This window comes from Streptomyces sp. NPDC056061 (assembly GCF_042266885.1).
GTDB lineage: Bacteria > Actinomycetota > Actinomycetes > Streptomycetales > Streptomycetaceae > Streptomyces.
Genome location: NZ_JBHJWQ010000023.1, coordinates 104,090 through 116,353 on the forward strand (window position 1 = coordinate 104,090; position 12,264 = coordinate 116,353).

The 12,264-nt window shown below is 72.4% G+C and carries 8 protein-coding genes; 4 read left to right on the plus strand and 4 right to left on the minus strand.

Annotated elements, in window-relative coordinates:
- Window positions 1–26 precede the first annotated feature (26 nt).
- Window positions 27–1,781, plus strand: a complete 1,755-nt coding sequence (locus ACFC79_RS27680) for an NAD+ synthase (RefSeq protein ID WP_376245255.1) — start codon at window positions 27–29, stop codon at window positions 1,779–1,781.
- Between the two features lie 12 nt (window positions 1,782–1,793).
- Here ACFC79_RS27680 and ACFC79_RS27685 read toward each other — a convergent pair whose 3' ends face one another.
- The 3 genes from ACFC79_RS27685 to ACFC79_RS27695 all read right to left on the minus strand — a co-directional run bounded on the left by ACFC79_RS27685 (window position 1,794) and on the right by ACFC79_RS27695 (window position 5,465).
- Window positions 1,794–2,825 carry an endonuclease/exonuclease/phosphatase family protein gene (locus tag ACFC79_RS27685; RefSeq protein ID WP_376245258.1) on the minus strand — a complete coding sequence of 344 codons (1,032 nt, stop codon included), beginning with the start codon at window positions 2,823–2,825 and terminating at the stop codon, window positions 1,794–1,796.
- A gap of 197 nt (window positions 2,826–3,022) precedes the next feature.
- On the minus strand, window positions 3,023–3,721 hold the full coding sequence (locus ACFC79_RS27690; RefSeq protein ID WP_376245261.1) for a TetR/AcrR family transcriptional regulator: 699 nt from the start codon (window positions 3,719–3,721) through the stop codon (window positions 3,023–3,025).
- Between the two features lie 130 nt (window positions 3,722–3,851).
- On the minus strand, window positions 3,852–5,465 hold the full coding sequence (locus ACFC79_RS27695; protein WP_376245264.1) for an MFS transporter: 1,614 nt from the start codon (window positions 5,463–5,465) through the stop codon (window positions 3,852–3,854).
- A gap of 205 nt (window positions 5,466–5,670) precedes the next feature.
- Here ACFC79_RS27695 and panB point away from each other — a divergent pair, with 205 nt between their 5' ends.
- The 3 genes from panB to ACFC79_RS27710 all read left to right on the plus strand — a co-directional run bounded on the left by panB (window position 5,671) and on the right by ACFC79_RS27710 (window position 8,666).
- Window positions 5,671–6,558, plus strand: a complete 888-nt coding sequence (gene panB, locus ACFC79_RS27700; RefSeq protein ID WP_376245267.1) for a 3-methyl-2-oxobutanoate hydroxymethyltransferase — start codon at window positions 5,671–5,673, stop codon at window positions 6,556–6,558.
- Between the two features lie 240 nt (window positions 6,559–6,798).
- Window positions 6,799–7,812: an ATP-binding cassette domain-containing protein gene (locus ACFC79_RS27705; protein WP_376245270.1), complete on the plus strand. Its 1,014-nt coding sequence runs from the start codon at window positions 6,799–6,801 to the stop codon at window positions 7,810–7,812.
- Window positions 7,809–8,666 (plus strand): ABC transporter permease, encoded by an 858-nt coding sequence (locus ACFC79_RS27710; protein ID WP_376245273.1) that lies wholly within the window; start codon window positions 7,809–7,811, stop codon window positions 8,664–8,666. Before ACFC79_RS27705 ends, ACFC79_RS27710 begins: the two co-directional genes overlap by 4 nt.
- Window positions 8,667–8,782: 116 nt before the next feature.
- Here ACFC79_RS27710 and ACFC79_RS27715 read toward each other — a convergent pair whose 3' ends face one another.
- Complete coding sequence (locus ACFC79_RS27715) at window positions 8,783–12,109, minus strand: BTAD domain-containing putative transcriptional regulator (protein ID WP_376245276.1); 3,327 nt, start codon at window positions 12,107–12,109, stop codon at window positions 8,783–8,785.
- Window positions 12,110–12,264 lie beyond the last annotated feature (155 nt).

Consider the following 12,264-nt stretch of genomic DNA (forward strand, 5'->3'; position numbering starts at 1 on the left):
TCAGTCAGACGATTACACTGGTGCGCGTGCCTCAACTACGCCTCGCACTGAATCAGATCGACTCGACCGTCGGTGATCTCGCCGGCAACGCCGAGGCGGTCGTCCACTGGACCCGGCACTCCGCCGAACAGGGCGCCCATCTCGTGGCGTTCCCCGAGATGATGCTGACCGGCTACCCCGTCGAGGACCTGGCCCTGCGGTCGTCCTTCGTCGATGCCTCGCGCCGGGCGCTGCGCGCGCTCGCCGCCCGGCTCGACGACGAAGGTCTCGGGGAGCTGCCGGTGGTCGTCGGCTACCTCGACCGTTCCGAGAAGGCGCAGCCGCGCTACGGCCAGCCGGCCGGCGCCCCGCAGAACGCCGCCGCGGTGCTGCACCGCGGGCAGGTCGCGCTGACCTTCGCCAAGCATCACCTCCCCAACTACGGCGTCTTCGACGAGTTCCGGTACTTCGTGCCGGGCGACTCGATGCCGGTCGTGCGGGTGCACGGCGTGGATGTGGCGCTGGCGATCTGCGAGGACCTCTGGCAGGACGGCGGGCGGGTGCCGGCCGCGCGGGCGGCGGACGCCGGACTGCTGCTGTCGATCAACGCCTCGCCGTACGAGCGGGACAAGGACGACACCAGGCTGGAACTCGTCCGCAAGCGGGCCCAGGAGGCCGGCTGCACCACCGCGTACCTGGCCATGATCGGCGGCCAGGACGAGTTGGTCTTCGACGGCGACTCCATCGTCGTCGACCGGGACGGCGAGGTGATCGCCCGCGCCCCGCAGTTCGCCGAGGGCTGCGTCGTGCTCGACCTCGAACTGCCCGCCGCCTCGGCCGAGCCGCCGGCCGGCGTGGTGAACGACGGCCTGCGGATCGACCGGGTGGTGCTCTCCGAGGAGCCCCTGCCGGCCTACGAGCCGGAGCTGGCCGGCGGTTACGCGGAGCGTCTCGACGACGACGAGGAGCTGTACTCGGCGCTGGTCGTGGGCCTGCGGGCGTACGCGGCGAAGAACGGTTTCCGCAGCGTGCTGATCGGGCTCTCCGGCGGGATCGACTCGGCGCTGGTCGCGGCGATCGCCTGTGACGCGCTGGGCGCGCAGAACGTGTACGGCATCTCCATGCCGTCGAAGTACTCCTCGGACCACTCCAAGGGCGACGCGGCCGAGCTGGCCCGCCGCACGGGGCTGAACTTCCGCACCGTGCCGATCGAGCCGATGTTCGACGCGTACATGGATTCGCTGGGGCTCGCCGGTCTCGCCGAGGAGAACCTCCAGTCCCGGCTGCGCGGCACGATGCTGATGGCCGTCTCCAACCAGGAGGGCCAGATCGTTCTCGCGCCGGGCAACAAGTCCGAGCTGGCTGTCGGCTACTCGACGCTGTACGGCGACTCGGTCGGGGCGTACGGGCCGATCAAGGACGTCTACAAGACGTCGATCTTCCGGCTCGCGAAGTGGCGCAACCGCGCCGCCGAGGAGCGCGGGCAGACCCCGCCGATCCCGGAGGCGTCGATCACCAAGCCGCCCAGCGCCGAGCTGCGCCCGGACCAGGTCGACACCGACTCGCTGCCCGACTACGACGTGCTGGACCGGATCCTGGAGCTGTACGTCGACTGCGACCGGGGCCTGGCGGAGATCGTCGCGGCCGGGTTCGACGAGGCGCTGGTGGCGAAGACGCTGCGGATGGTGGACACGGCGGAGTACAAGCGTCGGCAGTACCCGCCGGGCACGAAGATCTCCCCCAAGGGCTTCGGCAAGGACCGGCGGCTGCCGATCACCAACCGGTGGCGCGAGTCGGGCTGACCGGGGGCGGGCTCACAGCTCCACGCGGGCCGCGATCGGCAGGTGGTCGCTGTCCGTCGCCGGGAGCGTCCAGGACGCCTTCGGTTCGACGCCCTTCACCAGGATCTGGTCGATCCTCGCCATCGGGAAGGACGCCGGCCAGCTGAAGCCGAAGCCGTCGCCGGCGGCGCCCTGGGTGGACCTCAGCTGCGAGGAGACCGCGTTGAGCGAGCGGTCGTTCATCGTGCCGTTGAGGTCGCCCAGCAGGATCACCTTGTCGAGCCGCTCGTCGGCGATGGCCTCGCCCAGGGTGTCCGCGCTGCCGTCGCGCTGGTTGGCGGTGAATCCGGCGTGCAGCTTGACCCGTACGGACGGCAGGTGGGCCACGTAGAAGGCGACGTCCCCCCGGGGCGTCGTCACCGTGGCCCGCATCGCCCGGGGCCAGCCCATCTTGATGTCGACCTCGCGGGGGTCGCGCATCGGGTACTTGCTCCACAGCCCGACGGTCCCCTGCACCGAGTGGTAGGGGTAGCGGTCGGCGAGTGCCGCCTCGTACTCCGCCACCTGGCCGTCCGGCAGTTCCTCCAGGGCGAGGACGTCGGCACCGGAGCCCGCCACCTGCCGGGCGGTGCCGGCGGGGTCGGAGTTGCCGGCGTTGACGTTGTGGGTGGCGACGGTGAGGTCGCCGCCGGAGCCCGACTTGCCGGTGAGCAGCCCGCCGAACAGGTTGAACCAGACCAGGACGGGCAGCAGCAGGGCGATCAGCGCGGTCGCCGAGCGGCGCACCAGGCCCAGGATCAGCAGCAGCGGGACGAACAGGCCGATCCACGGCAGGAACGTCTCGATGAGGCTGCCCAGGTTGCCGACGGTGTTCGGGATCCGGGCGTGGAAGACCATCACGAGGGTCAGGAGCACCGAGCAGGCGGCCAGGACGACACCGCGCCGCCAGATGCCCCGGGCGCGGCCCCAGCGGTCCCGCAGATCCCGGAGGTCCCGGAGCCGGGACCCGGTGCGCGGCGGCTCCGCACGGTCGCTGCCGGTGTCCGCTCCGTACGCCTGCACCATCGCGCTGTCCTCACCTTGCCGTGCATGTAGCCGCGCCCTCGACCCTAAGGGCTCTCCCGGGATACCCGGTGGACCGGCCCCGGGCGATGCGCGACGTGTTCCCCGCCGTCCTCGACGGCCGTACGGTCACCAGGACGAGCGGCGGGGTGCCGGGAGTTCCTGCCGGATGACTCCCGCAGCGGCTTGTGACAGAACGATCACACACCGGTCGTTCCCGGCGCCTCGGGCGTCCGGGGCGGTGTGCGGCCCCCGTCCCGGGGACGTACCGGTCCCAGTCCCTCGATCAGGGCCCGGACGATGCGATCGGTGAGGTCCTCGGTCAGCGGCGCGTCCGGCCGGTGGATGGTGCGCACGAGCATGGGGCCGACGAAGAGGTCGTCCATCAGCTCCACGTCCAGGTCGGCACGGAGTTCGCCCGCGGCGACGGCCCGTCGCACGGCGGCCACCATGGCGGTGCGCCGGGGCGCCATGACGGTGCACTGGTACTCGGACCACAGCTTGGGATGGCTCTTCATCTGCGCGAAGACGTTGTGGAGCAGGACGGACGAGCGCTGGGCCAGGCCGCGCCGCCGTATCGACTCCAGCAGCAGTCGCAGGTCGTCGAGGCCGGCGGTGCCGGAGACGACGGGTTCCGGGGGCTCTATGTCGCGCAGGACGTCGACGAAGAGCTCCTCCTTGCCGCTCCAGCGCCGGTAGATGGTGGCCTTGCCGACCCCGGCGGTCCGGGCGATCCGCTCGATGGACAGGGCGGCCAGGGGCTCGCCCGCCTCCAGCAGTTCGACGACGGCGTCCAGGATCGCCCGTTCGGCCGCCGCACTGCGCGGCCGGCCCCTGCGGGGTTCCGGATCCTGCCGGGCCGGACGGTCCCGGTCCTGCGCCTGCGCCTCTGCCCGCACTTGCATCCACCTCTCGCCGCGCCATTGGCGATTCCGATTCTCGCCGACGGGGACGGCATCCGTGCGGACCGCCCTCGGGTTTTGGGGGTGAGCCGGGTCCCGGGAGCGGTCCATCGGTCCTCCGCCGTCGTCAGCGGCCCGCGTCGGCCCGCACCGACGCTTCCTCCTCGCGGGCCGGGACGGACGGCCGTCCGGCGGGGGTCCGGCCCGGCAGGAACAGCGCGACCACGAGCGCACCCACCAGGGCGATGGCCGCCGAGGCGATGGCGGTGACGTGCATGGCGTCCAGGAACGCGTCGTGCGCGGCCGTCACCAGCGGGGCACCGGCCGGGCCCAGCCCGTCCGCGATGCCGAGCGTGGCCTCGATCGACTCCCCCGCGACCTTCCGGATCCCGGCCGGGAGGGCGCCGAGGTGCCCCTCGATGCCGTTCCGATAGACGGTGGACAGCACCGAGCCGAGCACGGCGATCCCGAGCGCCCCGCCGACCTGCCGGAACGTGTTGTTGACGGCCGAGCCGGAACCCGCCTTCTCCCTGGGCAGCGTCTGCATCACGGCGACCGTGACCGGCGGCATCACATGCGCCATGCCCAGCCCCTGAACGAAGAAGACCACGCACATCACCCAGATCGGCGTGTCGGCGTCGAACAGGGTGAACGCGGCGAGGCCGAGCGCCACCAGCAGCATGCCGACGGCGCACACCGCCCGGGCGCCGAACCGGTCCACGACCAGCCGGGCGCGCGGCGCGAAGATCATCTGGGCGGCGGCGAGCGGCAGGATCAGCAGACCGGCCTGCAACGCGCTCCAGCCACGCACGCTCTGCATGTAGAAGGCGGAGAAGAAGGTCACACCCATCAGCGCGAAGAAGACCAGCGCGATGGCGGCGACGGCCGCGGAGAACGCGGGCTTCTTGAAGTACGAGACGTCCAGGGCCGGGTGGCTGCTGCGCCGCTCGTGCAGGACGAACCCGGCGAGGACGGCCAGGCCGCCGACGACCGGGAGGAACACGGTGGCATCGGTGAAGTCGCCGAGCTCGCCGCCCCGGATGATGCCGTAGACGAGCAGGACCAGGCCGACGATGGACAGCAGGACACCGAACGGGTCGAGCCGGCCCGGCTTCGGGTCCTTGGAGTCCGGCACCAGCAGCGCCATCGCGATCAGGGCGATGACCACCACCGGCACGTTCACCAGGAAGATCGAGCCCCACCAGAAGTGTTCGAGCAGCAGTCCGCCGGTGATCGGGCCGATCGCGATGCCGAGGCCGACGCTGCCGGCCCAGATGCCGATGGCCTTGGGCTGCTCGTCGCGCTCGAAGACGTTCATCAGAACGGCGAGCGTGGCGGGCATGACGAACGCGGCGCCGAACCCCATCACCGCCCGCCAGGTGATCAGTTCGCCGGGCGATTCGGACATGGCGGCCAGGGCGGAACCGACGCCGAAGAGGAAGATGCCGAACAGCAGCACCTTCTTGCGGCCGAGGCGGTCGCCGAGGAGTCCCGCGGTGAAGAGGATTCCGGCGAAGACGAGCGTGTAGGAGTTGATGGCCCACTCCAGCTCGCTCTGGGTGGCGCCGATGCCGGTGGGGGCGGGGCTGGCGATGGTCTTGACCGCGACATTCAGGATCGAGTTGTCCAGCACCACGATGAGCAGGCTGAACATCAGGACGACGAGAATGGCCCAGCGGCGGCGGTGGATCGCCTCGGGCACTTGGTGCGGGGCGGTGCGAGCGCCCGACGGTATGGACATGCCGAGGAGCCTATCCGATTACCAATACGAGACCGTCTCGTATTGGTACTGCCTTTGCCGCACGTTCCTGCGGCCGACACGTGCCGGCCCGCTTTCCGGAACCGCGCGCCGGCCCACTTCACGAGGACGGTCGCGGGATGCCACCATGGAACCGGTCCAGGGACGCCGTCAGGGCGCCTTGAGATGACGAAGGAGCCATAGGCACATGTCGCTTCAGGCTGCGCGGAACAAGCCCACCTCTTCCGCCGCGGGAGCCGCCACCGACAGCAGCAAGGCGCTGTACGGAGGCAAGAGCACCCGCCGCATCACCGTCAACGACATCGCCGCCGCCACCGGGCGCGGCGAGAAGTGGCCCATGCTCACCGCGTACGACGCGATGACCGCGTCCGTCTTCGACGAGGCCGGCATCCCGGTCATGCTCGTCGGGGACTCCATGGGCAACTGCCACCTCGGCTACGAGACCACCGTGCCCGTGACGATGGACGAGATGGCGGTCCTCTCCGCCGCCGTCGTACGGGGCACCAGGCGCGCGCTGATCGTCGCCGACCTGCCCTTCGGGGCGTACCAGGAAGGACCCGTCCAGGCCCTGCGCAACGCCACCCGGCTGATCAAGGAGTCCGGCGTCGGTGCGGTCAAGCTGGAGGGCGGGGAGCGCAGCCACGAGCAGATCCGGCTGCTGGTCGAGGCAGGCATCCCGGTGATGGCCCACATCGGCCTGACCCCGCAGTCCGTGAACGCGATGGGCTACCGGGTCCAGGGGCGCGGCGAGGAGGCGGCGCAGCAGATGCTGCGCGACGCCAAGGCCGTGCAGGACGCGGGGGCGTTCGCCGTCGTCCTGGAGCTGGTGCCGGCCGAGCTGGCCGCCGAGGTCACCCGCACCCTGCACATCCCGACCGTCGGTATCGGCGCCGGCCCCGACACGGACGCCCAGGTGCTGGTCTACACCGACATGGTCGGGCTGACCGGCGGCAAGGTGCCGCGCTTCACCAAGCAGTACGCGAACCTCCGCGAGGTGCTGGGCGAGGCGGCGAAGGAGTTCGCGCAGGAGGTCGTCGGCGGCGCGTTCCCGGCCGCCGAGCACACCTTCCACTGAGGACCGACCCGTCATCCATGGTGGCCCGCCGGGGATGACGGGACGGCCCTTGGGCCCACCGGGCTCCCGGCCCACCGGACCACGAGCACTCCCGCACGTCGTTCCACCGGGGCCCGGCCACCGGACGGGCCCCGGTCACGGTCCATCTCCCGCACCACCGACAGCCCGCCGACATCCCCCATCGGCGGGCTGTCGGCCTGTTGTCGGCGGACTGTCGGCAACGCCTGGTCCCATGGGGACATGACGCGAAACGACAAGAACCCCAGGAGCGGCTCGAACGCCGTGGAGGTCCGGGGGCTGGTCAAGCACTACGGCTCGACCAAGGCTCTGGACGGCGTGGACCTCGATGTCCGCGAGGGCACCGTGCTCGGTGTGCTCGGGCCCAACGGCGCCGGCAAGACCACGCTCGTGCGCTGCCTGTCCACCCTGATCGTCCCCGACGCCGGACACGCCACCGTCGCGGGCTTCGACGTGGTCAAGCAGCCCCGGCAGCTGCGCCGCACCATCGGGCTGACCGGACAGTACGCCTCGGTCGACGAGAAGCTCTCCGGCTGGGAGAACCTCTACATGATCGGGCGGCTGCTCGATCTGTCGCGCAAGGCCGCCCGGTCCCGGGCCGACGAACTCCTGGAGCGTTTCTCGCTCACCGAAGCGGCAGGGCGCGCCGCGATGGACTACTCCGGCGGCATGCGGCGCCGTCTCGACCTCGCCGCGTCGATGATCGGCAGTCCGGCCGTCCTCTACCTGGACGAGCCGACGACGGGGCTCGACCCCCGTACCCGCAACGAGGTCTGGGAGGAGGTGCGGCGGATGGTCGAGGAGGGGGCGACCGTGCTGCTCACCACCCAGTACATGGAGGAGGCGGAGCAGCTCGCGAGCGAGCTCACCGTCATCGACAAGGGCCGGATCATCGCCAGCGGCGGGGTCGACGAGCTCAAGGCGAAGGTCGGCGGCCGCACCCTGCAGATCCGGCCCTCGGACCCGGCGCAGCTGCCCGCGATGGCGCTGGCGATCAAGGAGGCCGGGCTCGACGGGGTCGCGGGCGCCCAGGCCGTCCCGGGCGAGGGCCTGCTGTACGTACCGATCCTCAGCGACGAGCAGTTGACCGCCGTCATCGGCCTGCTCGGCACCCGGGGCTTCTCGCTGGCGCACGTCGCCACCGCGCTGCCCAGCCTGGACGAGGTGTTCCTGGCGATCACCGGCGAGAAGAGCGCTTCCGCCACCGACACGATCCCCGCGGAGGTCGCGGCATGAGCACGACGATCCAGAAGCCCGCCACCACCGGTTCCGCTCCCGCCGCGCCGCCGCGGACGCTCCCCGACGAGGGCCGGATCGGGCTGCGCGCCAACCTGCGGCACATCGGCGCGCTGATGCGGCGCAATCTGCTCCAGATCAAGAAGGATCCGGAGTCGATGTTCGACGTGCTGCTGATGCCCATCGTCTTCACCCTGCTGTTCGTGTACGTCTTCGGCGGGTCCATCGGCTCCAGCCTGGGCGGTGACCGGCAGACGTACATCAACTACGTCGTCCCCGGTCTGATGGCGATGATGGGCATGAACATCGCCACCGCGGTCGGCACGGGGGTCAACGACGACTTCCGCAAGGGGATCATGGACCGGTTCCGGACGATGCCCATCGCCCGCTCGTCGGTCCTCATCGCCAAGATCCTCGTCGAGATGGGCCGGATGCTGGTCGCCACGGCGATCCTGCTGGGCATGGGCTTCCTGCTCGGCATGGAGCTGAAGACCTCGGTGCTCGGCCTGCTCGCCGCGGTCGGTCTGTCGGTGACGTTCGGCGCCGCGATCATGTGGATCTTCATCCTGCTGGGGCTGTCGGTGAAGACCGCCCAGGCGGTTCAGGGATTGGGGTTCCTGGTGCTCATGCCCCTCCAGTTCGGTTCGTCGATCTTCGCCCCGCCCGCCACGATGCCGGGCTGGCTCCAGGCGTTCACCGACTACAACCCGCTGTCCAACCTGGCGGACGCGGCGCGCGGGCTGATGATCGGCGGCCCGGTCGCCCACGCGGTGTGGCTGACGCTCGGCTGGGCGGTGGCGATCACCGCGGTGGCGGCTCCGCTCGCGGTGGCCAAGTTCCGCAAGCGGAGCTGAGGCCCCGCCGTCCGCCACCGGCCGGTGCGACCCGACGGCCGGTGGCAAACGGTTCGGTGCAACGGCCGGTGGCGAACGGTTCGGTCCCCATGGCCGGTGCGCGACCGGCGGGGCCGTCAGTCCCGGTACGTTTCGGCGAGGGCGGCGGCCTCCTCCATGGAGAGGCCGCCGCCCTCGGCGTACGCGGCGTCGTAGGCGGCCCGGCCGAGGACGGCGACGGCCGTCCCCTCCGCCGCGGCCCAGTCGTGCCGTTCCATCGACGTGGGTACGTACGTGGGGGACAGCAGTCCGCGTCCGGCCCCGAGCAGCCGGGCCGCGGCCACGGCTCGCCGCTCGCCGCCGAGGCCGGCCAACGATCGTGCGACGCCGACCAGTTGGATGACCGTCATGTGGGGGGCCACCATCTGCGACAGCCGGTCCTGGGACCGGGCCAGCGCCGTCAGGCCCTTGGGCAGGGCCTCGGCGTACCGGCCGTCCTGGTTGTCCAGCCAGGCCAGCGCGCCCTGCAGGAACCCGTCGAAGATCGCCAGCGTGTCGGAACGGAACTCCTCGCGCAGGATGTCGAGTTGCTCACGCGCCTCGTCGGTGCGTCCGCTGCGGCCCAGCCACAGGGCGAGGTGGAGCCGGGCGGCGGGCATCGCCTCGTGGCTCGCCCCGTGCCCCTCCGCGATCACGCCCCGCATGATCGCCTCGCCCTCGTCGCCGCGGCCGAGCTCGGTGAGCACGGACGCGTGGCGGGCCCTGAGGACCAGCGTCTGGGACCGGGCGCCGAGCCTTTCCGCGTGTTCGACGGCGGCCTGGAAGTCCTCGGCCGCGCGCACGTATTCGCCGCGCTTCTCGTTGGCCTCGCCCCGGGAGGAGAGCGCCTCGGCGGCGCCCCAGTCGTCACCGAGCCGGATGAAGATCTCCAGGCTCTCGTCGGCGTCGGCGCGCGCCTCGCCCGCCCAGTCGGTCCGGTTGGCCAGGACGTTGGCCCGCATCTGGAGCGCGCCGGCCAGTTCCCACGTATAGCCGAACTCGCGGCAGGCCCGGACCGCTTCGTCCATCAGGACGCGCAGGTCGTCGATCTCTCCGGTCATCATGACCGCGAAGAACCACAGCGAGGCCGGGGCGCGGCAGGTCTGCGGCTGGCCCGGACGGTAGGTGTTCGCGATGACGCGCAGCCGGGCCATGCCCTTCTCGTCGGTCCACACGTCCAGGTCGTGGTCCATGCTGGCCAGTTGGACCAGGGCCACCTGGCGCCGGGCCTCCTGGAGCAGGTCGGGCGGCATGGGCGGCGGTGCGTCGGTGCAGCGCTCGTGCAGGGAGGGCACGGGTCCGGCGGGCCCGGCGAAGGGGTCGGGGCCCAGGGCCGCGACCGCGTCGGCCCAGTGCAGGGCGTCGGCGCGCAGGTCCCGCATCTGCCAGTACCAGCACATCGACAGCACCACGCAGAGTGCCTCCTGCTCGTCGCGGGCGGCGACGGCGCGGCGCAGGGCGGTGCGGATGTTCTCGTACTCGCGGCGGAAGAGTTCGATGGCGTCGCGCTGACCGGCCCCCCGGAGCTCCGGGTCGGTGGTCCGGGCCAGTTCCCGGTAGTGCACCAGGTGGCGCCGCTCCACGGTGTCGCGTTCCGCCGCCGCGTCGAGCCGTTCGGCGGCGTACTCGGCGACGGTCTCCAGGAGCCGGTAGCGCATTCCTCCGTCCTCGGCGGGTGCGGCGACGACGAGGGACTTGTCGACGAGCGAGCCGAGCAGCCCGGCGACCTCGGGCCCGCCCCGGGGGCCGTCGGCGCAGACCGCCTCGGCGGCGCCCAGGGTGCAGCCGCCCGCGAAGACCGACAGCCTGCGCAGCACGGCGCGTTCGGCGTCGTCGAGCAGGTCCCAGGACCAGTCGACGACGGCGCGCAGCGTCTGCTGGCGGGGCAGTACGGTACGGGCCCCGCTGGTGAGCAGCCGGAACCGGTCGTCGAGCCGGTCGGCGATCTGCCGCGGGGTGAGCATCCGCAGCCGGGCGGCGGCGAGTTCGATGGCGAGCGGGAGCCCGTCGAGACGGCGGCAGATCTCGGCGGCGGCCTCGGCGGTCCCCTCGTCCGTGTCGGTCCGGAAGCCCGGCCGGGCGGCGGCGCCGCGGTCGGCGAACAGCCGGAGCGCCATCGGGGCGGGCAGCGGGTCGACCGGGCGGACGAACTCACCGGGCACCCCGAGGGGTTCGCGGCTGGTGGCCAGCACGGTGAGTCCCGGGCAGCGGGCGAGCAGGTGGTCGGCGAGGGCGGCGGCGGCCCCGATGACGTGCTCGCAGTTGTCCAGGAGCAGGAGCATCCGGCGCCGGGAGCAGTGCTCGGTGAGGCGTACCAGGGGGTCGCCCGCATGACCCTCGGCGACCCGCAGCTCCTCGGCACCCGCTCCGCGCAGGACGGTCTCGCGGGCGCCGAGCGCGCTCAGCACGGCCTCCGGTACGGCCTCCGGGTCGTCGACGGGTGCGAGTTCGGCCAGCCAGACGCCGTCGGGCCAGGCGGGGGCGACGGATTCGGCGGCCTCCTGGGAGAGCCGGGTCTTGCCCGCGCCGCCGGGCCCGAGAAGGGTGACCAGCCGGGCGCGCGCGAGGTCGGTGCGCAGGGCCCCGATGTCGTCGTCGCGCCCGACGAAGCTGGTGAGCCGGGCCCGGAGGTTGCCCCGCGGGGCCGCGGGGGGCTCGGGGACGGCGGGGCGCGGCGGACCGGGCCGCCGCTCCTCACCCGTCACGTCCTGGGCCAGCAGCTCGGCGTGCAGGGCACGCAGTTCGGGTCCGGGGTCGGCGCCGAGCCGGTCGGCGAGCACGGTGCGCACCTCGTCGTAGGCGGCGAGTGCCTGGGCCGTGCGCCCGGCGTCGCGCAGGGCCCGCAGCCGCAGCGCCTGGAGCGGTTCGTCGATCGGGTGCTCGGCGCACAGGGCGACGAGTTCGGGCAGGACCTCGTCCGCCCGGCCGAGCAGGAGGGCCGCGGCGATCCCGGTGCGGCGGGCCTCCAGCCGCCGGGCCGTCCAGCGCGCGGCGAGGGCGTCGCGGTCGGGCAGATCGGCGAGGGCCGGTCCGCGCCACAGGGCGAGCGCGTCGTCGAGCACGGCCCGTGCCTTGGCCGGGTCGCCTCCTGCCAGTGCCCGCGTCCCCTCCCCCGCGAGCCGCTCGAAGCGGTACAGATCGATGTCGTCGGGCTCGGCGGCCAGCCGGTAGCCGCTCTCGCCGGAGGTGACCGCCGCGCGGCCGAGGGCCCGGCGCAGCCGCCCGACGAGCGCCTGGAGCGCGCCCGTGGCGTCGGTCGGCGGGTCGCCGTCCCACACCTCGTCGACGAGCACGGCGGCCGGGACGGGGCGGCCGGGGCGCAGCGCGAGGGCGGTGAGCAGGGCGCGCAGCCGCGCCCCGCCGACGGTGACGGCCGTGCCGTCGTCGCGGAGTGCCCGGGTGGTGCCGAGGATGCTGTAGCGCACGCGCCTATTCTCCGTGACCGCGGGCGGAAGACGGACACGTGTACGGATGTATCCGTGTTCGTCGGGTGCGCGGGGCATTCGTCATGGCTCCACCCTGAACCGAACCACCGCCCCGGCGCGAGACGTTTGTGACGTGTCGGCGGTACGGTCGGACT